We start from the raw sequence: 23,487 nt of genomic DNA, 5'->3' as shown, positions 1-23,487 counted from the left end.
CACGAGTCTACGGCGCCGCGCCGACATCGCGGCCCGCCGGGGCGGTGCACGGTGTCACGCGGCGGGCCCGCTCCTAGGATGAGGGGCGTGACGACGCCTGACGCCCCGCAGAACCCGCCCGCTGCTCCGGGCGGGTGGGCTCCCCCCGCCGCACCGCCGTTCGGCGTGCCGCAGAGCACGCCTCCCGTGCCCCCGGCGACAGGCGCCTACGCGCCGCCCCAGGGCTATGCGCCGCCGCAGGGGTACGCGCCGCCTCAGGGATACGGGATGCCGGCGGCTCCGGCATCCACACCGCCCAGCGGTCGTGCGACGCAGGTGGGCCGCAGCGGCACGCTCGGCGTCGTCGCTCTCGCGCTGTCCCTCGTGGCCACCGTCGGCGCCGGCCTGCTCGGCGCGATCGCAAGCTTCAACATCGGTCTCGGGGCGGGCAAGGGCCTCGCGGATCTTCCCGTCGACGGCACGTGGGACTGGTCGATCCTCACGCCGGTGCGCGACTGGGTGCTGCTGGGCGAGGTGTCGTTCTGGATCGGAACCGTCGTCGGCGTCGCGGCGCTCGTGCAGGGCATCGTCGCCACCGTGACGAGGCGCGGACGCGGCCCCGGCATCGCCGCGATCGTGGTCGCGGCCCTGGGTCCGATCGTGTTCGGCGGCCTCGTGCAGGGGTTCGTCACCGCCGGACTCGCCGCAGGCACCGGCATCGGCGGCTGACGCGCCGCGGGCGGACGGGCCGCGCGTCAGGCCCGCGGAGCGTGGTGCTTCTGCTGCGCGGCGAGGAGTCCCTCGTCGACGAGCTGCTCGACGGCGTCGGCCGCGTCGCCGACGAGGATCGGCAGGTTCTTGCGCTCGGTCGCGCCGAACGGGTCCAGCACCCAGTCTGCCGGGTCCTGGCGTCCTGACGGGCGACCGATGCCCACGCGCACGCGCGGGAACTCCGGGGTGTCGAGGGCCTTGGCGATGTCGCGGACGCCGTTGTGCCCGCCGTGACCGCCGCCGACCTTCAGCTTGATGGTGTCGAACGGGATGTCGAGCTCGTCGTGCACGACGACGACGTGCGAGGGGTCGATGCCGTAGAACTTGGCGAGCCCCGCCACGGGACCGCCCGAGACGTTCATGAAGGTGTTGGCCTTCGCGAGGATGAGCTTCGGGCCGCCGGGCCGCAGCCACGTCTCGACCACGCGGGCGTTCGCCTTGTGCGCCTTGAACTGCTCGCCGCGCCGGCCGGCGAGTTCGTCGACGACGAGCTGCCCGACGTTGTGACGCGTCAGCTCGTAGCGGGGTCCCGGGTTGCCGAGCCCGACGACGAGCCAGGTGTTCTCGGCCATCCCGACGTCCTCTCCGGCGCGCGCCGGAGTGGCCGCGAGCCCCCACGAGCGTACCCGCTCAGAACGTGGCCTGATGCGAGTCGTCGTATGCGATGCCGTCGGCGAGCATGCCGCGCAGCGGCAGCGTCAGGCGGGTCAGGCCCGCGAGGTCTTCGGCGGTGGGCGTGGTCAGCGTGTCGATGAGGCGCTCCGTGCCGTCCGCGAGGATGCCGCGGATGGACGGCGTGTACACGACCACGTGTCCCTCGACCGTGAGGGTGGTCGCCGTGTTGCGCAGGCCGCCCTCGCCCGAGGGCACGTCGAGGCGGAAGCCCTGCACCACGATGCGATCGGCGCTCAGGCGGATCGCCCGCTCCATCGTCCCGTCCGCCAGCCGGACGCTCACGATCGCGATGCCGCTCAGCCCCTCGATCGACAGCCCGTCGCCCGAGAGGGTTGCGGGATCGCCCGTGAACACCGGCGCGCCCTCGTCGAGCGGCGCGAGCGGCAGCCCCTCCGCCTGGTCGGGCGTCCCCTCGTCCTGCGGAGGGGTGGATGCCTCTCCCCCGGGTTCTTCGCCGGGCGGTGTCGTGGCACCGGGCGTCGGGGTCGCCGTCGGGGTGGGCGTGGGAGCCACGCCGGGGTCCGCATCGGATGCCTCAAGGGCGCAGTCGCTCAGCCCGAACAGGGGTCCGAGCGGGTTCGGGATGAGGCATCCCTCCGACGCCGCAGCGCCGGTGATCGGGAGCGCCGACGCCGCCTGGCCCGTTCCCGTGACGAGCAGCAGTGCGAGGACCGCGGCGGCCGCGGAGCGGACTGGGCTGACGCGCCTCATGCGTGCCCCTCCGCGGCGCCGGGTGCGGCATCCGCGTCTTCCACCGGCGCGACGCGACGCGGTGCCCACGAGACGACCATGACACCGCCCACGCATCCGAGCAGGAAGCCGACGAAGAAGCCGCCGAGGTTGACCGCGACGAGCGAGTAGACGGAGCCGACCAGGACGATCACGCCGTAGAAGATGCGATGGGCGGGCATCGCCACGGCGAGGATGCCGGCCAGCGCGATGATGATCGGCAGGATGGTTGCCTGCATGCCCTCGATCCCGACGTGCACGCGGATGTTGCCGAGGTCGAGCTGGGTCGACAGCAGCATCGCGACAGCGCCGAGCACGGCGACGGCACCGCCGATGACAGGTCGAGAGCGGAACCAGGCCGGCGCGCGGCCCGGGGCCGGTTCGTCGCCGTCGAGGCTGTCGGGGGTGTGCGGATCCGTGGGGTGCATCCGAGACTCCTTCGTCGTCGTGCGGGGTGCGGGGCGGGCCGGTGCCCGCCCCGCGGGGTCAGCTCCCGAGGGGGCGCCGGCTCAGAAGCACTCCTGGCCGTTGGTGAGCTGCAGGTGCAGGCCGTTGAGCGTGAAGACACCCGCCTGCGTGCTCCAGGCCGTCTGCTTGAGGCCCGTGATCTTGATCGTGTCGGCGTCCTGGGCGAAGCCGCCGGCCTCGCCCTTGGCCGGCGTGTTGACGGTGGAGGCGTCCACGCCGATGCGGATCTTGCCGAAGGTGGCGTCGCCCTGCAGGTCGGTGAGACCGATCTGCAGGTCGGTGGCCGTGGCCGGGTTGCCGCCGCCGCCCGCCGAGATGAGCAGGCCCACCTTTCCGAGCGGGGTGTCGGTGACGACCGACTGGCAGAGGTCCGACAGCGAAGCGGTGCCGATGTTCGAGATGGCGACGGGATGCGGCGTGCCGTTCTTCTCGGCCGCGACGCCGGCGTACTGCGAGAACGCGGTGCCGTCGAGCGACGCCGCCGCGATCTTGAACTGGCTGCCCGAGACGGCGAACGAGACCGGCACCGCGCCGTTGGCGACACCGGTCATGACCAGACTCGCGGCGATGCCGACCGGTACCGCCGCGATGACGACCCGGCCGAGGCGGGTGCCCTTGAGCGCAGGGAACTTCATAGATCCTCCTTGATGCAGTGAAGTCGGCGGCGATGCGCCGCCACGGAGACGATACGGACCTTGTTGACTGTCCGTCAATAGTTGTTCACTCGGAGTCAATAACGATCGCGTCTCCGCGTGGACCGGCGTCCGCGGCGGCGGCGCCGATAGTCTCGGACCATGGCCGCGAGCGTCGACGAGTCCCCGGCCGTGCGACGCGCGCGGCTCTCGCCCGACGAGCGCCGCGCGCAGCTCATCGCGCTCGGCGTCGCCGCGCTCGCCGAGCACCCCCTCGGCGAGCTGAACATCGAGGCCCTCGCGGCGCAGGCCGGCGTGTCGCGTGCACTGCTGTTCCACTACTTCGGCTCGCGCCAGGGCTTCCAGCGCGATATCGTCCGCACCGCCGGCGACAGCATGCTGCAGGCGACCGAGCCCGACCCGGCTCTCGCCCCTCTCCCCCGGCTGACCGACACGCTGCGCCGCACGGTCGGGTTCGTGCGTGCCCACGTGGGCACGTTCTCGTCGCTCGTGCGCGGCCCCGCCAGCGGCGACCCGCAGATCCGCGCGGTCGTCGAGCACGCGCGTGTGCTGCAGACCGAGCGCGTCGTCGCGCTGTTCCGCGAGCTCGGCGCCGAGCCGTCGCAGCGCCTGCTCATCGGCCTTCGCGGATGGCTGGCGTTCACCGAACAAGCGCTCGTCGACACCGCGGTCGGCGAGCAGCTCACCGACGACGAGCTCGTCCAGCTGCTCCAGGAGTCGCTGCACGGCATCGCCGAGCGACTGGAGCCCGCGGCGTCCCGCGTCCTGTTCGGCGCGTAGTCCCCGCTCCCCCGGATACGACGAAGGCCCGCCACACCTGAAGGTGGTGGCGGGCCTTCGTGAAGGGGATTACTCCGCGGCGGGCTCCTCGGCCGCCTCGGACTGCTCGGCAGCAGCCTCGGCGTCGGCCTCGGCGATCTCGTCCTCGGCGGCGATGGTCGCAGCGGGGACCGAGATCGCGACGATCAGCAGCTCGGGGTCGGCCACCAGGACGGCGCCCTTCGGCAGCTTCAGGTCGCCGGCGGTGATGTGCGCGCCCTCCTCGAGGCCCTCCACGTCGACCTCGATGTGCTCGGGGATGTGGGTGGCCTCGGCCTGGATCGTGACGGTGGCGCTGTCGAGGTTCGCGATGGTGCCGGCGAACGGCTCGCCGACGACGACGATCGGAACCTCGATCTCGACCTTCTCACCCTTCTTCACGACGAGGAGGTCGATGTGCTCGACGATCTGGTGCACCGGGTCCTTCTGGACGTCCTTGACCAGCGTGAGCTGCGAGGTGCCGTCGAGGTCGAGCTCGAGCACCGCGTTGGCACGACGGATGAGCAGCGACACCTGGTGGCCGGGAAGGGCGACGTGCACCGGGTCGGTGCCGTGGCCGTAGATGACCGCGGGGATCTTGCCCGCGGCGCGAAGGCGGCGGGCGAAGCCCTTGCCGAAGTTCTCGCGGAACTCGGCCGCGACCTTGTTGTCGGTCTCAGTCGACATGTCTTCTCCTTGCGGGGCGCATGGCCCCTTTCTGCTGGCCTGCGCGGAGCGGGCCCGGGTATGAGGGCGGCAGTTCTGCCTTTTCGACTCGAACGCGCGCGCGTGAGGAAAGCCCCAGGGGCCGGCTCCACCGCGTCGATCACGGATGCCGCATCCCGCCGCGAACGGCAGGCGCGAGGCACCCCTCGCCGAAGTTCGACACGAGTCTACCAGCGCCCCCGCTACGATGAGGAACGCACCATCCGCGCCGCTCTCACGGAGGACCCATGGATTACGGCTTCTGGTCTCACGCCCTGCTCTGGCTGATCGGCGCGATCACCCTGGTCGGCGGCGTCGGGATGGTCCTCGCGTTCTGGGGCCTCGGCCGCGACGCCTACCGCAAGGACTGAGGTCCGACGAGGGCCGCACGGATCCTCTCGACCACGACTGCCGGCTCGCCGTCGTTGACGACGGCGGCACCCGCCTCGTCCGCTCCCAGATGCTCCAGCGCGTCGAGCTGCGAATCCAGCAGCGTCGACGGCATGAAATGGTCGCGCGTCGTCATGCGGCGCGCGAGCTCTCCCCGGTCGACCCGGAGCTCCACGAACCAGGCGTCCGGCGCGATCGCGCGGATGCGATCCCGGTAACGGCGCGCGAGCGCGGAGCACGCGACGACCGCACCGTCGGCATGGTCGCGCAGCACGGCGCCGACGACATCGAGCCACGGCATCCGATCGTCGTCGTCCAGCGGCGTGCCGGCGGCCATCTTGGCGACGTTCGCGGCGGGATGCAGGTCGTCGGCGTCGACGAAGGGCAGACCGAGCCGCGCCGCCAGCTCGGCGCCGATGAGCGATTTGCCGGAGCCCGCGGGGCCCATCACCACGATTCGGGATGCCGTCGTCACGCGCCCACGCTATCCGACGGCCGGCTCACGACGAGGCCCGTCGCGGTGTGACCAGCCGGCCACACGGTGTAACACGCATCGGCAAGACTCTAGGCTGGATGAAGTCCCACGATCTCAGGAGCAAGCGTGTCCTCGAACGACTCCTCGCCCGCCGGCGAGCAGGCCCAGACGAACATCTCGACCGACCAGGACCAGGCGCCGGACGAGGCGACGACGGCGCACGAGGGGGCGCCGGCACCGGAGGACGTCCCCCGTCCCGCGCCGGCGGCCGAGGGTCCCGACGGCGAGGCCGCGGCGGCCGCCGCGAACATCGGCGTGGTGGGTCTCGCGGTGATGGGATCCAACCTCGCCCGCAACCTCGCCTCCCGTGAGGGCAACACGGTCGCGGTCTACAACCGCAGCCGCGCCAAGACGGACGAGCTGGTCGCCGAGCACCCGGAGGCCGGCTTCGTCCCGGCGTTCTCGTACGAGGAGTTCGCCGCGTCGCTGCAGAAGCCGCGCACCGCGATCATCATGGTCAAGGCCGGCGGCCCGACGGACGCGGTCATCGACTCGCTGCTGGAGGTCTTCGAGCCGGGCGACATCATCGTCGACGGCGGCAACGCGCTGTTCACCGACACGATCCGTCGTGAGAAGGCCGTCCGCGAGACCGGCGTCAACTTCGTCGGCATGGGCGTCTCGGGCGGTGAGGAGGGTGCGCTGCTCGGCCCGTCGCTCATGCCCGGCGGCTCGGACGAGTCGTGGGTGACGCTCGGCCCGATCCTGCGCTCCATCGCCGCGATCGCCGAGGGCGAGCCGTGCGTCACGCACGTCGGCCACGACGGCGCCGGCCACTTCGTCAAGATGGTGCACAACGGCATCGAGTACGCCGACATGCAGCTCATCGCCGAGGCCTACGACCTCATCCGCCGCGGCACGGGCAAGTCGCCCGCCGAGATCGCCGAGGTCTTCGCCGAGTGGAACCGCGGCGAACTGGAGTCGTACCTCATCGAGATCACGGCCGAGGTGCTGCGCCAGGTCGACGCCGAGACGGGCAAGCCGCTCGTCGACGTGATCCTCGACCAGGCCGGCGCCAAGGGCACGGGCGCCTGGACCGTGCAGACCGCGCTGTCGCTCGGTGTGCCGGTGTCGGGCATCGCCGAGGCGACCTTCGCCCGCTCGCTGTCGTCGCACCCAGAGCAGCGCGAGATCTCGCGCGATCTGCCGGGCCCCGACGAAGGCTTCACGGCCGAGGATGCCGACGCTTTCATCGAGCAGGTGCGCCTCGCGCTCTACGCGTCGAAGATCGTCGCCTACTCGCAGGGCTTCGACGAGATCCGCGCCGGAGCCGCCGAGTACGGCTGGAACATCGACCTGGGCAAGATCGCGTCGATCTGGCGCGGCGGCTGCATCATCCGCGCCCGCTTCCTCAACCGCATCACCGACGCCTACGCCGAGACCCCCGACCTGCCGGTCCTGCTCACGGCGCCGTTCTTCGTCGACGTGTTCGCCCGCGCGCAGGACGCCTGGCGTGAGGTCGTCGCGACCTCGGCGAAGGTCGGCATCCCGTCGCCCGCGTTCTCGTCGTCGCTCGCCTACTACGACGGCCTGCGCGCCGAGCGCCTGCCCGCCGCCCTCATCCAGGGCCAGCGCGACTTCTTCGGTGCGCACACCTACAAGCGCATCGACAAGGAAGGCACCTTCCACACGCTGTGGTCGGCCGACCGCACCGAGGTCGAGGCCGAAGACACGCACTGACGCGCGCCGAGCCGCAACCACCACGTGCAGCCCTGTTCAGGGCTGCACGTTGTGGTTGCGGCAGAAGATGTTGCCCGGGTCCCACTCCCGCTTGACAGCGGCCAGTCGCGCCATCGTCGCGGGCGGGTACATGCGTGCGGCGACGCTGGGATCGGCCGAAGCGATGAAGTTGCCGTAGACGCCGGCGCCCTTCGCCTCGATGGCGGCCCACGCCTGCACCGCGGCCTCGCGCGCGTCGTCGTCGAGCATGCCCGGCACGTCGAAGGCTCCCGCCATCGCGAACCACGTCGCGTCGCGGGCCGGGAACGGCGTCGCGTCTTGAGCCACATCGCCGAACGCGCCGCCGAGCGAACGCAGCAGCACGACCGACGCGGGGTTCTGCGCGCGGAAGCCGACGAGCCGCTCGATCGCTTCGTCGTCGAGCACGTGCAGCAGCGTGTTGCCGCCCACGAAGCCCGGCATCGGTCGTTCCGGGTCGAACTCCGGCGCCTCCATCAGCACGTCCGGGTAGTCCTGAGGCCCGAACTCGCGCTCGGTCACCCCGGGAGCGCCGGCCAGCGGCGCGAGCGCCGCACGAGCGGCGTCCTCGTCGGTGCCGGCCCAGACCGCCGTGATCGATGCGCCGGCAGGCGCGTTGGGGTCCATCGGCGGCACGTCCATGTAGGTCACCGTCAGCTCGCGGGGCGCGTCGGCGAGCACGTCGCGCAAGACCCCGAGGATCGGCCGTGCATCCCCCTCGATGCCGTATACGCCGACCACGACGCCCGCCAGCGGGTGCGCCTCGAAGTCGAAGCGCGTCACCACGCCGAAGTTGCCGCCGCCGCCGCGCAGCGCCCACATCAACTCGGGATGCGACGCGTCGGTGACCTCGACGACGTCGCCGGTCGCGGTCACGAGCTGGGCGCCCACGAGCTGGTCGGCCGCCAGACCCCACGCGCGCACCATCCAGCCGATGCCGCCGCCCAGGGTGAGGCCGCCGACACCGACCGACGCGGTGTCTCCCGAGCTCAGCCCGAGACCGTGTGCGGCGAGTTCGTGGGCCACGGCGCCCCACTGCGCGCCGCCGCCGACGCGGACGCGGGTGCCGTCGACCGAGATGTCGTCGAGGGCGGAGAGGTCGAGCGTGAGACCGCCGGGCACGCCTCCCCAGGCGCTGTGACCGCCGCCGCGGATCATGACCTCGAGCCGCTCGGCGGCGGCGTAGCGCAGGGCGCCGCGCACGTCGTCGACGGTGGCGGCGCGGATGACGGCGGCGGGCTCCCCGATGCCGGAGTGGAATCTGCGGGCGGACTCCCAGTCGGGATCGCCCGGACGGATGACGGCAGTGCTGACGTTCGACTCGTCGATGCTCATGGGGGCCACAGTAGGACCGGGCGCCGACATCGCTCCACCGTGTTCGCTCACCGCGAGCCGCGGAAGGCCCGGATCGCCCCGGCGCCGCCCGCGACGGCTAGGCTCGCCAGCGTGACGAGCATCCTCTACATCGGCGGCACCGGCACCATCAGCGCAGCCTGCGTGCGCCGCTCCGTCGCCCTCGGGCACGACGTGACCGTCCTCAATCGCGGCAGCGCGGGGCGGCCGCTGCCGCCCGAGGTGCGGGTCGTGCAGGCCGACATCCGCGACGCCTCGGCGGTGCGGGCGGCCCTGGGCGACGCCCGCTTCGACGTCGTGGCCGAGTTCCTGGCGTTCACGCCCGAGCACATCGCGACCGACCTCGAGCTGTTCGAGGGCCGCACCGGGCAATACGTGTTCATCAGCTCCGCCTCGGCCTACGAGAAGCCGCCGCGACGCCTGCCCGTGACCGAGTCGACGCCGCTGCGCAACCCGTTCTGGCAGTACTCGCGCGACAAGATCGCGTGCGAGGACGTCCTCGTGGCTGCTCACCGCGAACGCGGTCTGCCCGTGACGATCATCCGGCCGTCCCACACGTACGACGAGCGGCTGCTGCCGACGATGGGCCACTGGACCGACATCGCCCGCATGCGCGAGGGCCGCCCGGTCATCGTCCACGGCGACGGCACGAGCCTGTGGACGATCACGCACTGCGACGACTTCGCCGTCGCCTTCACGGGCCTGCTCGGCAACCCGGCGGCGATCGGCGAGGCGTTCACGATCACCGGCACGCACGCCCCGACCTGGAATCAGATCTACGGGTGGCTGGCCGACGCGGCGGGTGTGGCATCCCCCGATCTCGTCCACGTCGCCTCCGACACGATCGCCGCATTCGCACCCGACCTCGGTCCGACGCTCATCGGCGACAAGGCCCACTCGATGGTGTTCGACGTGTCGAAGGTGCAGCAGCTGGTGCCGGAGTTCCGCACCACCATCACGTTCGACGAGGGCGCGCGCCGCATCCTCGCGTACTACGACTCACATCCCGAGGCGCAGCAGATCGACGAAGACCGCGATGCGCTGTTCGATCGCATCGCGGCCTTCGCGCGGTCGGCCGGCTGACCGGCGGCCCGGACTCCGGCTCAGCGCGTGATGTCGCGCACCGTGCCCTTGTCGAGCCGCAGGCGACGACGGGCGCGGCGGGCGACCGCCGAGTCGTGCGTCACGACGATGAGCGTGAGCCCCTCGTCGTTGAGCTTCTGTAGCACCGCGAGGATCTCGTCGCGCATGCTCTCGTCGAGGTTGCCGGTCGGCTCGTCGGCCAGCAGCACGCGGGGCCGCTTCACGATCGCCCGCGCGATCGCGACGCGCTGCTGCTGACCGCCCGACAGCTCGCCGGGTCGGTGGTCACCGCGCTCGGCGAGTCCGACGTGCGCGAGCGCCTCGGTCACGCGGGTCGTCCGCTCGGCCTTCGCGAGACCGAGCGGCTCGAGCGCCATGTCGACGTTCTCGTGCGCGGTCAGGGTGGGGATGAGGTTGAACCCCTGGAACACGAAGCCGATCTCGTGCGCGCGGATGCGGCCGAGCTTCCGGTTGTTCGCCGTCGCGATGTCGAGGTCACCGAGGTGCACGGCACCGGTCGTGGGCCGGTCGAGCGCGCCGAGCAGCTGGAGCAGTGTCGACTTGCCGCCGCCGGTGGGCCCTTGGATCGTGACGAAGTCGCCCGCCTCGATCTCGAGATCGACCCCGGCGAGCGCCTTCACGATGCGGCCCTTCTGGGTGTACGTGCGGGTGACGCCTTCGAGGCGGTACAGCGCGCCGGGCGCGGCTTCGGGAGCCGGAACCGGCTCGATGTCGGTCATGGTCATGGCGTTCTCTCCCGGTTCTGGAGTGGGTGAAGTGGATGCCGCATCGCGGCGCGTCAGGTCGGTCATCGCTGCTCAGCCGACCGATCGGAGCGCTTCGGCGGGGCTGAGCCGCGCGGCGCGCCAGCCGCCGAAGGCGCCGGCGACGAGTCCGCCGAGGACCGCGATGCCGACAGCGGCGACGACGACCCACACCGTCACCGGCGCGTTCAGCACGATGTCGGTCGTGGTCTGCTGGACGGCGCCCATGAAGCCGCCTCCCCCGCCGGGGCCGCCCATCTGCGGACCGCCGTCGCCGAACGACTCGGACGAGGGCGCCGCCGAGATCGTCGGCGAGATGAGGTTGATCGCGAGGATGCCGGCGAAGCCGATCACGAGGCCGAAGACGCCGCCGATGAGACCCTGTACGACGGACTCTCCCGCGACCTGCCCGACGACGCGGCCGTTGGACCATCCGATCGCCTTGAGCGTGCCGAACTCCCGGGTGCGTCGCGACACGCCCGAGATCGTGAAGAGCACCGCCAGCACGAGGGCGACCGCCAGCACGATGAGCGACAGCCATGTCCCGAGGTTCGTGATGAGCGAGGTCGCACTGGAGAGCGAGCCCGACACGGTCGACGCGAGGTCGGACTGCGAGCTGACGGTGGCGTCGGGCAGCTCGGACTCGAGCGCGGCCTGCACCGACGAGATCGCGTCGGCGGAGTCCGCCTGCACATACACGGTCGAGATCACCTCGCCCGCGCCCGAGAGGTCCTGGGCGACATCGAGCGGGATGTACGCGTTCGACGCGGTGTCGGCCTCATCCGAGGTCGACCCGACGAGTCCGACGACGGTGAAGGCCTGCCCGCCGATGTCGATGCTGTCACCCACGGCGAGCTCCGCCGTGGTCGCGTACGTGGCGTCGAGCACGGCGTTGTACGTGCCGGCGTCGTCGGCGTCGAGGCCGCGTCCATCGGTGACCTCGACGGCCGACAGCGGACCGACGGCGTCCGCGGACGGGTCGATGCCGAGCACCGTGAAGGAGTCGACGCCGAACGAGCCGCCGCCGAACGTCGCGCCGCCCCCGTCCTGGTCCTGGGTGGGCGGCTGCACGTTGTCGGTCGCCCCGCTTCCTCCGTCGGTCGGGCGCTGCGGCAGCTCGCCCGAGAACGTCATGTTGGTCAGGCTGAGAGCCGCGGATGCCGCGTCCACGCCGTCCACCCCGGTCACGGTGTCGAGCACCGACGCGTCGAGGGTCGAGCGCATCGGCTCGGTCACCAGACGGGACTGGCTGAGCTCGGTGGTGCCGTCGTCGGAGGTCTCGCCGCCGTCCTGGCCGAACTCGAAGCGCGGTCCTCCGCCCTGGCCGGGCTCGGCCTGCGCGCCCGACACCGTCAGATCGGTGCCGACGCCGTAGACGGATTCGAGCGCCTTGGCCTGGGCGTCACTCACGCCCGCGGCGAGGGAGTTCACGATCATGACGAGCGCGATCGCGATCGCGAGTCCCGCGGCCACGATGATCGTCTGCTTCTTGCGGCCGGCAAGCTCCCGCCGCAGGTAGGTCATATACATTGCTGTCTTCGGGTCTCCTCCCGGCAGGCAGGATGCCGGCCGTCGTCAGGACGCTACGAAGACGACTCATGTGTGCCGCCAGCGCGAGCTATGAGGAACGTATGAACGCCGGCATCCCTCGTTCTCGCGCCGTCCGTCTTTCACAGCGGGCCCATAGCCGGCTCCATAGCAACCGCATAGGAAGCCGTTCACAATGGACGCATGACGAACCCCGCCCCCGCCCTCCTGCGTCCCGACGGCTCCAACCTCCGCGTGCTCGTGGTGGACGACGAGCAGATGCTCACCGACCTGCTGTCGATGGCGCTGCGCATGGAGGGCTGGGACGTGAAGACGGCCGGCTCGGGATTCGAGGCGCTGCAGACCGCCCGCGAGTTCGCACCCGACGCCATGGTGCTGGACATCATGATGCCCGACCTCGACGGGATGGCCGTGCTGCAGCGGCTGCGTCAGTCGGGCGACGACGTGCCGGTGCTGTTCCTCACCGCGAAGGATGCCGTGACCGACCGCGTCGCGGGGCTCACCGCGGGCGGCGACGACTACGTGACGAAGCCGTTCAGCCTCGAAGAGGTCGTGGCGCGGCTGCGCGGCCTCATGCGCCGGGCGGGAACCGCGCACGCCGCGGGCGCCGAGCCGATCCTGCGCGTCGCCGACCTCAGCCTCAACGAGGACAGCCATGAGGTGGAGCGCGCCGGAACCGAGATCGAGCTGACCGCCACCGAGTTCGAGCTGCTGCGCTACCTCATGCGCAACCAGCGCCGCGTCGTCTCGAAGGCGCAGATCCTCGATCGCGTGTGGAACTACGACTTCGGCGGTCGCTCCAGCGTGGTCGAGCTGTACATCTCGTACCTGCGCAAGAAGATCGACGCCGGCCACGAGCCGCTCATCCACACCGTCCGCGGCGTCGGATACATGATCAAGGCGCCGCAGTGACGGAGGATGCGACGAAGGTCGCGACGAAGCCGCGGCGGGCGGCGCGGCGACCGTGGACGCTGCAGCGCAAGCTGATCGCGACGGTCGTTTCCATCACGTCGTTCATCCTCGTGCTCGTCGCGGTGGCGACCAGCGCGATCCTCGCCGGCGTTCTCGAGCAGCAGCTGAACGAGAATGTCCAGTCCGCCGCGCGTCGCGCCGCCGTGATGCTCTCGGCGCCCGGGGTCAGCGGCATGACCGCCGAGCAGGTGCTGACAGAGCAGCCCCAGCTTCCGGGGTTCTTCCTCGCGATCGACGTGGCGCCGAACGACGCCAACGCGGCGGTCATGACCTCCGACGGTGTCGTCGCGCTGGACGACGCGCAGATGGAGCAGATCAGCAGCAGCCTGCGCGGACAGCACGGGCAGCTCGTCGTCACGATCGACGGCCTCGGCACGTACCGCGTCGAACCGCTGTCGTCGGGCGGGTCGGTGGTGGCTCTCGTCGGCCTCTCGCGCGACGACGTCGCCGCGACCATGACCCGCATGCTCACCACGATCGTGCTGCTCACGGTCGGCGGACTGATCCTCCTCTCCGTCGCGACCGCGTGGACAATCCGTGCCGGGCTCGCACCGCTGCGCGCCGTCGCCGACACTGCCGCCCGCGTGTCGAACCTCAAGCTCGACCAGGGCGACGTGACGATCGCGGAGCGCGTCCCCGGTACCGAAGCCGATCCGCGCACCGAGGTCGGCCGCGTCGGCGCCGCCCTCAACAGCCTGCTCGACCACGTCGACGAATCCCTCGCCGCCCGGCAGCGCAACGAGGAGCGCATGCGGGCCTTCGTGGCCGATGCGAGTCACGAGCTGCGCACGCCGCTCGCCTCGATCCGCGGGTACTCCGAGCTGTCGCTCAAGGCGCTCGGCCGCGACCACGCCTCTGCGACGATCGACACCACCGAGGCGTCGCTGGAGCGCATCCAGGCCCAGTCGCTGAGGATGACCTCGCTCGTGGAGGATCTGCTGCTGCTCGCACGCCTCGACGAGGGCCAGGAGCTCGTGTACGGCAGCGTCGACCTCACCCGCCTCGCGATCGACGCCGTCGGCGACGTGCGCACGACCGGCCCCGACCACGAGTGGGTGCTCGACCTCGGCGACGAGCCGGTGACGATCGCCGGCGATGCCGGGCGCATGCAGCAGGTCATCACGAACCTGCTCGCGAACGCGCGCACGCACACGCCGGCCGGCACGGTCGTGACCGTGCGCGTCGGACGTGACGGCGACGACGCGGTGCTCACCGTCCACGACGACGGGCCCGGGGTGGATCCGGCCATCAAGGACGAGCTGTTCGAGCGCTTCGCCCGCGGCGACCGGTCGCGTGCGCGTCAGACCGGAGGCACCGGCCTCGGGCTCTCGATCGCACGGGCCATCGTCGACGCGCACGGCGGCAGCATCCAGGTCCGCAGCACGCCCGGCGACACGACGTTCGAAGTCCGTCTGCCCGCGAAGCCGGCCGACCCGAGGGCCGACGAGGTCAGTAGCCGCTGAAGGCGTCGGTCGTGATCGACCGTGCACGCTCCAGGGCGGGTGCGAGGTCGGCGATCAGCGCCGCGGGGCCTGAGATGTAGGCGTGCCGCGATCCGATGTCGGGCACGACGCGCAGCAGACCGTCGGCGTCGAGCCGTACGCCCTGCGCCCACTCCCAGTGCGGCGGCAGGTCGGCCGGCCGATCGCGCGTGAACACGACGACCCGAGCCCCCGAGGCCTCGATCTCGTCGCGATAGGCCAGCTCCGAGGCATCCGACGCGACGTACACCAGCACGATGTCGCGATCGGCGGCCGACGCGGTCGCCTGGCGCAGCTGCGACACGAAGGGTGTCACGCCGATGCCCGCCGCGACCATGAGGATCGGCGCCGCGTCGCGCTTGGGCAGCAGGAAGTCGCCCCACACGCCGGTGATCGCGAGCGCATCGCCGGGCTGCACCTGTGCGAGCGCCTGCTTGTAGGAGCTGAGCGCCTTCGCGCTCTTGCCCTCTTTGAACGCGACCTTGAGGAGCGGAAGATCAGCGGGCGCAGAGGCGATGCTGAACTCCCGGCGCGTGCCGCGCGCGTCGGGGTGGCGGTGCGGCACCTCCAGCTCGAGGTACTGGCCGGGCAGGAAGACGAGCCGGTCGTGCACGCGGAACGTGAGCTCTTGCACCGTCGGAGTCGGCTGGGCACGCGACACGAGGGTGAGGCGCACGGCGGTGCGCACGGCGAACGCGAAGGCGACGAGGTTGCCGATAAGGAGCGCGCGCTCCTGGCCGAGCGTGACCTCTCCGAGCGGGATGGGCCAGCCGACCAGCACGCCGACGACCGCGGCCACGGTGAACTGCTGCCACCGGCGCGGCGGCAGCGTCAGCGGCTCCGACAGCATGAAGGCGCCGAGGAACAGGAACGGCGAGCTGAACAGGGCGATCGACAGCAGCTGCCACGCGTCGACCGTCGCGCCTGCCGCCGAGAGCAGCGCGGCCGTGCGCAGCACGAACACGGCGACGGCGATCACGAGGAACACCGCGATCACGCGTACCTTCTCGGTGCGCACGAGCACGGCGAGCCCGAGGAGGATCACCGGCGCCGCGAGCGCGGGCGTGCCGACCCACCACGACGACGCTCCCAGCTCAGGCCACGCCAGGCTCAGCAGCGTCAGCGCGGTGGCGCCCACGGCGGCGGGGTTGAAGATGTGCCGCCCGCGCCACGCCAGCACGTACTTCGAGAGCGACGCGACGGCCGCGGCGATCGCGATGCCGGCAAGGCCCGCGAGCTCGAGCGTGGGACCCAGCACGAACAGCAGGATGTGCGCCGTGATGAGCGAGGACTCCAGGCGCCAGGGGAGGCTCAGCACACGCTGGGCGGCGGCATCCACTCCCACGCACACGGCCGCCAGCACCGCGAGCGTCACGACGAGCTGCAGGGGGTCGGGGGCGACGAGGTCGAAGAACGACAGCAGCAGCGCCACGACGGCGAGCGCCGCGAGCGCGAAGTACACGAGGCGGTACATCGACAGGCGGCCGAGCACCGCGTAGACGCGGTTCCAGACGGCGGTGAGGTTTCCCATGGGCGTCACACCGGCTGCAGGGGCTGGTGGTCGCCGGCCGGCGGGATGACGCGGATGCCGTCGCCTGCGCGCACCGTGCCGCCGGCGAGGACCACCGACATGACGCCCGCGAGGCGCACGGTCTGGCCGGTGTCGTCCACGAACACGAGTTCCTTCATGAGCCCCTCCGAAACCCCGTTGATCTGTGCGCACGGGTTGCGCAGGCCGGTGATCTCGATGACCGCATCGCCGCCGATCTCCAGCCGCGTGCCGCGGGCGAGGCCCAGCAGGTCGACACCGGCGGTCGTGATGTTCTCGCCGAGCGCGCCGGGCGTGACGACGTGGCCGCGTTCGGCCATCTGGTCGAAGAGCTCGGCGTGGATCAGGTGCACCTGGCGCAGGTTCGGCGCCTCGGGGTCGCGCTTCACACGCGACAGGTGCTGGACGGTGACGCCGGCGTGGGCATCGCCTTCGACGCCGATCCCGGCGATGAGGGTGATGCTGTCGCGCGTGGGCTTGGTGAAGCGATGCGCGTCGTCGCTCGAGACCGCGACGACGTGTCCGGGGAGAGACTCGGTCACGGTTCCACGCTATCTGCTCGGAGGAACAGGTCGGCGCGGCATCCCGGCGACCACTCCACGGTGCCGTCTGTCGTCATGCGCACCCACTCGACGCCCCACTCGTGCGCGAGACGGGGTCCGCCGTCGAAGAACAGCGCCGTGGCGACCGCGTCCGCGGTCATCGCGTCGGCGGCGACCGCCCATGTCGCCGCGACCGTGCGCACCGGCTCCCCGGTCCGGGCGTCGAGCACGTGGTGCAGCGCGGTGCCGGTCGCCGACGGCCACGCACGCCGGTTGACCGCGGACGCGCACAGTGCGGCATCCCCCACCTCCCACACGCCGATCGCGCGACGCGGGTCGAACGGATGCTCCAGCCCGATGCGCTGGGGTCGCCCGCGCGCCGCCAGGTCGCCGCTCGCGTCGACGACGACGTCACCCGGCATCGCCGCCGTCACGACCGCCAGAACGAGGTCGACCAGGCGCCCCTTGCCGAGCGCCCCGACATCGATCGTCGCGGGCTCGGCGAGCGAGAGGACGCCGTCCTGCCATGTCAGCAGCTCGCGCCAGTGGGCCGGCGCCGGCTGCGCCCCGCGATCACGGAGCGAGTACGCCGCGTCGTAGCCGAGGGAATCGAGGGATGCCCCGACCAGCGGGTTCACGGCTCCCCCGGTCGCCGCCGCCAGCGCAGACAGCGCATCGAGCATCGCGGCCGCATCGGGCGGCGCGGGCATCGAGCCGCCGTCGCGGCCGAGCACGCTGACGGCCGAGTCGGGCCGGAACCGCGACCAGGTGCGGTCGAACGCGTCGACGGTCGCGCACACCGCCTCGCGGGCGTCGGGTGGGAGCGGCGCGTCGGTGACGATCTCCCACGTCGTGCCGATGGCCTCGAAGCGCCACGACACGGACGCCGCGGTCATCGTCAGGCCGCCGCCTCGGACTTGATCTTCTCGATGGCGTCGTTGAAGCCGCCGCTCGTGAGCGACGATCCGGCGACGCGGCTCACCTGGATCTCGTCGATGTCCTGCCCCACGACCACCGCGGCGATGCCGCCGATGAACTTGCCCTGGTACTCCTCGGACTCCCGCTTCTGCGGGTCGCCGGTGACCTCGACGTCGGTGATCACGTCGTCCTCCAGCGTGACGGTGACCGAGATCGTCTCGACCGACTCGGGCGTCGTGTACGTGCCGTCGGCGGTGTACGTGCCGTCGGCGTACGAGCCGGTGCTCGTCGTGCCGTCGGTCGGCGGGCTGTCGGTCGACGTGGAGCCGGTCGAGGGCTCCTCCGCCTCGGACGCGGCCGGCGCGCAGCCTGCCAGCAGGGCGATGCCGGCCGCGGCGGTGAGCGCGGCGCCGGCGCGGACGGGACGTGGAGCGAGTGCGGTGCGGATCATGACGGTCCTCCTGGCTCGTGAGCTGAGGGCGGGATGTATGCGCCCGCAAGCATCCTCGCAACCGGTCCTATGAACGGCCTTTGAGAGTCGCCGGGTTACGCGATGAGCGCGCACGCACCGCCTTCAGGGCCTCGACCGCGAGGAAGATCGCGATCGAGACGGCGATGGGGAGGATCCAGGATGCCGCCGGCAGAGGTCGCGAGTCGAACAGAAGGTTCATGAACGGCACGTACGTGTAGATCACCTGCAGGACGATCAGCGCGAGCGCCGACCACCACACCGCCCGATTGCCGCGCAGCACGTCGAGCGTGAGGCTGGACCGCGAGAGGAACCGGCAGTTGAACAGGTACGCGAGCTGCCCGAACGCGAGCATCAGCACCGCCTCGGTGCGCGCGACCGCCACGTCCGCGCCGGTCGCCGCGACGCCGTAGAAGACGCCCATCGTCGCGCCGCCGATGAGAAGCGACACGACGATCACGAACCCCAGCTCGCCCCGGTCGATGATCGGGCCGCCGCTCGCGCGCGGCGGGCGCCGCATGATGCCGCGCTCGGCGGGTTCGTAGGCGAGCGCGAGCGACAGCGTCACCGCCGTCACCATGTTCACCCACAGCACCTGCACGCTCGTCACCGGAAGGGCGAGACCGAACACGACCGCCACCAGGATCACGAGCGACTGCGCCCCGTTGGTCGGCAGCAGGAACACGATCGACTTGCGCAGGTTGTCGTAAATGCGGCGCCCCTCGGCGATCGCGCTGCGGATCGTCGCGAAGTTGTCGTCGGCCAGCACGAACTCGGCGGCCTCCTTGGTCGCCTCGGTGCCCTTGATGCCCATCGCGATGCCGACGTCCGCACGGGTGAGCGCGGGGGCGTCGTTGACGCCGTCGCCGGTCATGGCGACGACCTCGCCGTGCGACTGCAGCGCGCGCACGATGCGGATCTTGTGCTCGGGGCTCGTGCGCGCGTACACGTCGACCTCGCGCACCACCTCGCGCAGCTGCTCCTGGCTGAGCGCCTCGAGCTCGACGCCGGTCAGCACGTCGGCGTCAGGACCGGCGAGGCCCATCTCGTGCGCGATCGCGAGCGCCGTGCCGGCGTGATCGCCCGTGATCATCTTGACGCTGATGCCGGCCGCATGGCAGTCGGCGATGGCCTCGATCGCCTCGGGGCGCGGCGGGTCGACGATGCCCCACAGTCCCAGGAACTCCAGGTCCACGAGGTCGTCGAGCGCGAACTCGTCGATCGTCGCGCGCACCGGCTTGCGGGCGGCGGCCAGCACGCGCAGGCCCTGCGAGCTTAGCTCGTCGAGCGCGCGCTCCCAGAACACGAGGTCGAGAGTCTCGGAGCCGTGCGCGCCGCGCTGCGTGAGAGAGCGCTCCAGCAGCCGATCAGGTGCCCCCTTCACGAGGATCGCGCGCGACACCTCGCCCTCGCCGCCCCCGGTCCTGGCCGCCTCGTTGAGCGTGGCCATGAGCTTGTGCGCCGAGTCGAAGGGGATCACCGCGACGCGCCGCCCGCCGGCGGATCCCACGCCGCCCTTCATCGCGGCGACCTTGAGCGCGCCCTCGGTCGGCTCACCGACGAGCGACCACCTGCCGTCGTCGCCCTGCACGATGTGCGCGTCGTTGCACAGCGTGGCCACCGACAGGATCGCGGCGAGGTCCCCGGATCCGGCAGCCTCGTCCGCGGCGCCGGCGGGGCTGATGGAGCCCTCGGGCGAGTAGCCGAGGCCCGACACCTCGTACTCGCGGAGGGGCGTGACGATCCGCCGCACCGTCATCTCGTTCTTGGTCAGGGTGCCCGTCTTGTCGGAGCACACCGTCGTCACCGACCCGAGCGCTTCGACCGCCGGCAGCTTGCGGGTGATGGCGTTGTGGCGGGCCATCTGCTGAACGCCGATCGCCAGCGTGATGGTCACGAGTGCCGGCAGGCCCTCGGGGATCGCCGCCACGGCGAAGCCGATGGTCGCCGAGATCAGCTCGTCGAACGGCATCCCATGCAGGAAGCGCCCGATCATGAGCATGACTGCGGCCATGCCGAGGATGACGACCGTCAGGACACGCCCGAAGCCGTCGAGCTGACGCGTCAGCGGCGTCGCGAGCGACCCGGCCTCATCAGAGAGCGCCTGGATGCGGCCGATCTCGGTCGCGACGCCGGTCGCGGTGACGACACCCTGCCCCTGCCCCGCACTCACGATGGTGCCCGAGAACGCCATGGAGCCGCGGTCGCCCACGCCCGCGTCAGGCGGGACGGGCTCGGTGGTCTTCGACGACGGCACCGACTCCCCCGTCAGCGCCGCCTCGTCGATGCGCAGCCGGAACGCCTGCAGCAGCCGCAGGTCGGCGGGCACCTTGTCGCCCGGCATGAGACGCACGACGTCACCGGGCACGAGTTCGGCCGCCGCGACCGTGACCCACCGGCCGTCCCGCCGGGCCGCGGCGTCCGACGACAGCATCCCGCGGATCCCGGCGAGGGCCTTCTCAGCGCGTCCCTCCTGGATGAACCCGATCACGGCGTTGATGACGGCGACCGCCATGATGACCCAGAAGTCGAGCCAGTCGCCCATGACCGCCTTGATGACGGCGGCGCCGAGCAGGATGTAGATCAGCGTGTCGTTGAAGTGCGCGAGGAACCGCACGACGGCGGGCTTGCGCGGGGGCTCCGGCAGCCGGTTCGGCCCCGAGATCTGCAGACGTTGTGCGGCCGCGCCGGCCTCGAGGCCCCCGCCGCCCGTCTGCAGGTGGGTCAGGACGTCGTCCGTGGACAGCGCCCACGGACGCGGCACGGTCAGGCGCGCCTCGGTGAGCGGTGCGGGGGTCTGCGGCTGCGACATCGATGCTCCGTCCGTCTGTCGCCGCGCCGTGCGCTCGATCCCGCTCGGTGCGTCAGGCGGCCCCGTCGAACATACTGGTGACGGAGCCGTCCTCGAACACCTCGTGGATCGCACGTGCGAGCAAGGGGGCGATAGGCAGAATCGTAAGCGTCGAGAAGCGCTTCTCGTCGGGGATCGGGACCGTGTCGGTCACCACGACCTCGTCGATCGCCGGGCTCTGCAGGCGGGTCGCCGCCGGGTCGCTGAAGATCGCGTGCGTGGCGGCGACGATGACCTTGACCGCGCCGTTCGCCTTGAGCGCCTCGGCGGCTTTCACGATCGTTCCGCCGGTGTCGATCATGTCGTCGACGAGCAGGCAGACGCGGCCGTCCACCGCACCGACGATCTCGTTGACGGTGACCTGGTTCGCGACGTTCGGGTCGCGGCGCTTGTGGATGATCGCCAGCGGGGCTCCGAGGCTGTCGGACCACTGGTCGGCGACGCGCACGCGGCCGGTGTCGGGCGACACGACGGTGAGGCGCTCGCGGTCTTCGGCGCTGAGGGTGTTCTCGAAGTACTCCAGCAGCACGGGCTTGGCGAACAGGTGGTCGACCGGTCCGTCGAAGAAGCCCTGGATCTGCGCGGCGTGCAGGTCGACGCTCATGACGCGGTCGGCGCCCGCGGTCTTGAAGAGGTCGGCGACGAGGCGGGCACTGATCGGCTCGCGGCCCCGGCCCTTCTTGTCCTGGCGGGAGTACGGGAAGTACGGGGCGACGACGGTGATGCGCTTGGCCGACGCGCGCTTGGCGGCGTCGAGCATGATGAGCGTCTCCATCATCCACTCGTTGACGGGGGGCCCGAAGCTCTGGATGAGGAACAGGTCGCAGCCTCGGATCGAGACCTCGAAGCGGGTCAGGATCTCGCCCGAGGCGAAGGTGCGGTACTCGGTGGGGACGAGCTCGGTGCTCAGCTGCTCGGCGACCTGCGCCGCGAGCTCGGGGTGGGAGCTGCCGCGTGCGACGACGAGGCGCTTCTTGGTCTTGGCGACCAACCCGGGGGCGATGTCATTCGCCCGGTCGAGCTCAACGGTCTTCTTCTTGCGCGCCATCGTCCGCCTTCTGTGCGCTGCGGGCCTGGGCTGCGACATCCGCCGCCCCGGTACCCGGTCTGTTCTTCTCGACCCACCCCTCGACGTTGCGCTGAGGGGCGACGCTCAGAGCGAGGGCACCGGCGGGCACATCCTTGCGGATGACCGCCCCGGCCCCGGTCTTCGCGCCGTCTCCGATCCTAACGGGCGCCACGAAGACGTTGTGCGAGCCGGAGTGCACCTCGTCGCCGATCTCGGTGCGGTGCTTGGTCAGGTCGTCGTAGTTGGCGGTGATCGCGCCGGCGCCGAGGTTCACGTGACGGCCGATCGTGGTGTCGCCGATGTACGAAAGGTGGGGCACCTTGCTGCCCTCGCCGATCGTCGAGTTCTTGACCTCGACGAAGGTGCCGATCTTGCCCTTGTCGCCGAGCTCGGTGCCCGGTCGCACGTACGCGAACGGGCCGACCGTCGCCTTCGCACCGAACACCGCGAAGGTCGCGTCGCTGCGCGTGATGGTCGCGCCCTCGCCGACCTCGCAGCCGACGAGGCTCGTGTCGGGACCGATGATCGCGCCGCCGGCGACCTTCGTCGCCCGCAGGAGGTGGGTGTTCGGCAGCACCGTGACATCGGGGGCGAGCGTCACGTCGACGTCGATCCACGTCGTGGCCGGGTCGATGACCGTGACGCCCTCGAGCTGCCAGCGGCGCACCGTACGTGCATTGAGCAGGCGACCCACCTCCGACAGCTGCACGCGGTCGTTGACGCCGAAGGTGACGGTGACGTCGTCGACGACGGATGCCGCCACCCGGCCGCCCTCCTGCCGCACGAGTCCCGCGACATCGGTGAGGTACTTCTCGGCCTGGGCGTTGTCGGTGCCGATCGCGGGCAGGTGGGTGCGCAGCGTCTCGGCACGGAACACGTACATGCCGGCGTTGATCTCGCGGATGGCGCGCTCGTCGTCGTCGGCGTCCTTCTGCTCGACGATGCGGGCGACGTCGCCGCCGGCATCCCGGACGATGCGGCCGTACCCGTTCGCGTCGTCGACGACCGCCGTCATGAGCGTGACGGCGGCATCCGCGGCGCGGTGGGCGGCGACGAACGACGCCAGCGTGTCGGCATCCACGAGGGGGCAGTCGCCCGACAGCACCAGGACGTCGCCGTCGAATCCGGCGAGCTGGTCGAGGGCGAGCTCGACGGCGCGGCCGGTGCCGGGGATCTCGTCCTGGTCGACGACGGACGCCTCGGGCGCGAGGTCGGCGATCGCGGCCGCCACGACGTCGCGCTCGTGGCGGACCACGACGAGCGTGCGCTCGGGGCTCAGCACCGCGGCCGCGCTCAGCACGTGCCCGACCAGCGGCTGCCCGCCGATGCGGTGCAGCACCTTCGGCAGCGACGACTTCATGCGCGTGCCCTGGCCGGCGGCGAGGACGATGACGGCGAGTGCGTTGTCGGTCATGCTCCGCCGCCAGGATTCGAACCTGAACCTCACAGCTCCAAAGGCTGTCGTGCTGCCGTTACACCACGGCGGAACG

Annotated in this window: 23 protein-coding genes and 1 tRNA gene; 7 read left to right on the top strand and 17 right to left on the bottom strand. The window is 71.4% G+C overall.

Annotated features, from left to right (window positions below; genetic code table 11):
* Positions 1-87 precede the first annotated feature (87 nt).
* Positions 88-708 carry a hypothetical protein gene (locus tag JNB62_RS07225; RefSeq protein WP_220300185.1) on the top strand — a complete coding sequence of 207 codons (621 nt, stop codon included), beginning with the start codon at positions 88-90 and terminating at the stop codon, positions 706-708.
* Positions 709-734: 26 nt separating this feature from the next.
* Here JNB62_RS07225 and pth read toward each other — a convergent pair whose 3' ends face one another.
* The 4 genes from pth to JNB62_RS07205 form a co-directional block, all read right to left on the bottom strand.
* Positions 735-1,322 (bottom strand): aminoacyl-tRNA hydrolase, encoded by a 588-nt coding sequence (pth, locus tag JNB62_RS07220; RefSeq protein WP_220300184.1) that lies wholly within the window; start codon positions 1,320-1,322, stop codon positions 735-737.
* A gap of 58 nt (positions 1,323-1,380) precedes the next feature.
* The gene (locus tag JNB62_RS07215) at positions 1,381-2,136 is read right to left on the bottom strand and encodes a hypothetical protein (protein WP_220300183.1); all 756 of its coding nucleotides are present in this window, start codon (positions 2,134-2,136) and stop codon (positions 1,381-1,383) included.
* Positions 2,133-2,582, bottom strand: a complete 450-nt coding sequence (locus tag JNB62_RS07210; protein WP_220300182.1) for a DUF6114 domain-containing protein — start codon at positions 2,580-2,582, stop codon at positions 2,133-2,135. Before JNB62_RS07210 ends, JNB62_RS07215 begins: the two co-directional genes overlap by 4 nt.
* Positions 2,583-2,663: 81 nt before the next feature.
* On the bottom strand, positions 2,664-3,257 hold the full coding sequence (locus JNB62_RS07205; RefSeq protein WP_220300181.1) for a DUF6230 family protein: 594 nt from the start codon (positions 3,255-3,257) through the stop codon (positions 2,664-2,666).
* Positions 3,258-3,416: 159 nt separating this feature from the next.
* On the opposite strand from JNB62_RS07205, the gene JNB62_RS07200 reads away from it, so the two are divergent.
* The gene (locus tag JNB62_RS07200; RefSeq protein ID WP_220300180.1) at positions 3,417-4,055 is read left to right on the top strand and encodes a TetR/AcrR family transcriptional regulator; all 639 of its coding nucleotides are present in this window, start codon (positions 3,417-3,419) and stop codon (positions 4,053-4,055) included.
* Positions 4,056-4,124: 69 nt separating this feature from the next.
* Here the strand turns inward: JNB62_RS07200 and JNB62_RS07195 are convergent, their stop codons facing one another.
* A complete protein-coding gene (locus JNB62_RS07195; RefSeq protein ID WP_220300179.1) occupies positions 4,125-4,760 on the bottom strand; it encodes a 50S ribosomal protein L25/general stress protein Ctc in 636 nt (211 codons plus the stop codon).
* A 266-nt stretch (positions 4,761-5,026) separates the two neighbouring features.
* On the opposite strand from JNB62_RS07195, the gene JNB62_RS19395 reads away from it, so the two are divergent.
* A complete protein-coding gene (locus tag JNB62_RS19395) occupies positions 5,027-5,149 on the top strand; it encodes a hypothetical protein (RefSeq protein WP_262985912.1) in 123 nt (40 codons plus the stop codon).
* Here the strand turns inward: JNB62_RS19395 and JNB62_RS07190 are convergent.
* Positions 5,134-5,643: a gluconokinase gene (locus JNB62_RS07190; protein ID WP_374450538.1), complete on the bottom strand. Its 510-nt coding sequence runs from the start codon at positions 5,641-5,643 to the stop codon at positions 5,134-5,136. The two genes, JNB62_RS19395 and JNB62_RS07190, sit on opposite strands and share 16 nt — an antisense overlap.
* Positions 5,644-5,952: 309 nt before the next feature.
* Between JNB62_RS07190 and gndA the strand changes: the two genes are divergently transcribed.
* Entirely contained in the window at positions 5,953-7,380 is a 1,428-nt protein-coding gene (gndA, locus tag JNB62_RS07185) for an NADP-dependent phosphogluconate dehydrogenase (RefSeq protein ID WP_308291751.1), read from the top strand.
* 36 nt (positions 7,381-7,416) lie between these two features.
* On the opposite strand, the gene JNB62_RS07180 is transcribed toward gndA, so the two are convergent.
* On the bottom strand, positions 7,417-8,733 hold the full coding sequence (locus JNB62_RS07180; protein ID WP_220300177.1) for an FAD-binding oxidoreductase: 1,317 nt from the start codon (positions 8,731-8,733) through the stop codon (positions 7,417-7,419).
* 111 nt (positions 8,734-8,844) lie between these two features.
* On the opposite strand from JNB62_RS07180, the gene JNB62_RS07175 reads away from it, so the two are divergent.
* Positions 8,845-9,834, top strand: coding sequence for an SDR family oxidoreductase (locus JNB62_RS07175; protein ID WP_220300176.1), 990 nt, complete (start codon positions 8,845-8,847; stop codon positions 9,832-9,834).
* A gap of 20 nt (positions 9,835-9,854) precedes the next feature.
* On the opposite strand, the gene JNB62_RS07170 is transcribed toward JNB62_RS07175, so the two are convergent.
* Together JNB62_RS07170 and JNB62_RS07165 are read right to left on the bottom strand one after the other, a co-directional pair.
* Complete coding sequence (locus JNB62_RS07170) at positions 9,855-10,580, bottom strand: ABC transporter ATP-binding protein (protein WP_220300295.1); 726 nt, start codon at positions 10,578-10,580, stop codon at positions 9,855-9,857.
* Between the two features lie 72 nt (positions 10,581-10,652).
* A complete protein-coding gene (locus JNB62_RS07165) occupies positions 10,653-12,128 on the bottom strand; it encodes an ABC transporter permease (protein ID WP_220300175.1) in 1,476 nt (491 codons plus the stop codon).
* A 201-nt stretch (positions 12,129-12,329) separates the two neighbouring features.
* On the opposite strand from JNB62_RS07165, the gene JNB62_RS07160 reads away from it, so the two are divergent.
* Positions 12,330-13,058 (top strand): response regulator transcription factor, encoded by a 729-nt coding sequence (locus tag JNB62_RS07160; protein ID WP_220300174.1) that lies wholly within the window; start codon positions 12,330-12,332, stop codon positions 13,056-13,058.
* Positions 13,055-14,581 (top strand): sensor histidine kinase, encoded by a 1,527-nt coding sequence (locus tag JNB62_RS07155; RefSeq protein WP_308291747.1) that lies wholly within the window; start codon positions 13,055-13,057, stop codon positions 14,579-14,581. Before JNB62_RS07160 ends, JNB62_RS07155 begins: the two co-directional genes overlap by 4 nt.
* Here the strand turns inward: JNB62_RS07155 and JNB62_RS07150 are convergent.
* From JNB62_RS07150 to JNB62_RS07115, 8 genes are all read right to left on the bottom strand, one after another.
* Positions 14,568-16,130, bottom strand: a complete 1,563-nt coding sequence (locus tag JNB62_RS07150; RefSeq protein WP_220300173.1) for an FAD-dependent oxidoreductase — start codon at positions 16,128-16,130, stop codon at positions 14,568-14,570. The two genes, JNB62_RS07155 and JNB62_RS07150, sit on opposite strands and share 14 nt — an antisense overlap.
* A gap of 5 nt (positions 16,131-16,135) precedes the next feature.
* On the bottom strand, positions 16,136-16,690 hold the full coding sequence (locus tag JNB62_RS07145) for an MOSC domain-containing protein (RefSeq protein ID WP_220300172.1): 555 nt from the start codon (positions 16,688-16,690) through the stop codon (positions 16,136-16,138).
* Complete coding sequence (locus JNB62_RS07140; protein ID WP_220300171.1) at positions 16,687-17,586, bottom strand: FAD:protein FMN transferase; 900 nt, start codon at positions 17,584-17,586, stop codon at positions 16,687-16,689. The genes JNB62_RS07145 and JNB62_RS07140 overlap by 4 nt, the downstream gene beginning before the upstream one ends.
* A gap of 2 nt (positions 17,587-17,588) precedes the next feature.
* Positions 17,589-18,059, bottom strand: coding sequence for an FMN-binding protein (locus JNB62_RS07135; RefSeq protein WP_220300170.1), 471 nt, complete (start codon positions 18,057-18,059; stop codon positions 17,589-17,591).
* 67 nt (positions 18,060-18,126) lie between these two features.
* A complete protein-coding gene (locus JNB62_RS07130; protein ID WP_220300169.1) occupies positions 18,127-20,889 on the bottom strand; it encodes an HAD-IC family P-type ATPase in 2,763 nt (920 codons plus the stop codon).
* 52 nt (positions 20,890-20,941) lie between these two features.
* Complete coding sequence (locus JNB62_RS07125; protein WP_223230990.1) at positions 20,942-21,976, bottom strand: ribose-phosphate diphosphokinase; 1,035 nt, start codon at positions 21,974-21,976, stop codon at positions 20,942-20,944.
* On the bottom strand, positions 21,951-23,411 hold the full coding sequence (glmU, locus tag JNB62_RS07120; protein ID WP_220300168.1) for a bifunctional UDP-N-acetylglucosamine diphosphorylase/glucosamine-1-phosphate N-acetyltransferase GlmU: 1,461 nt from the start codon (positions 23,409-23,411) through the stop codon (positions 21,951-21,953). Before glmU ends, JNB62_RS07125 begins: the two co-directional genes overlap by 26 nt.
* Position 23,412: 1 nt before the next feature.
* Positions 23,413-23,484, bottom strand: a tRNA-Gln gene (locus tag JNB62_RS07115).
* Positions 23,485-23,487: the final 3 nt, after the last annotated feature.

The organism is Microbacterium jejuense (assembly GCF_019511665.1).
In the GTDB taxonomy this organism is placed as follows: Bacteria; Actinomycetota; Actinomycetes; order Actinomycetales; family Microbacteriaceae; genus Microbacterium; species Microbacterium jejuense_A.
Note: the sequence above shows the minus strand (reverse complement) of the source record. Positions and strands in the feature narration are given on the sequence as shown.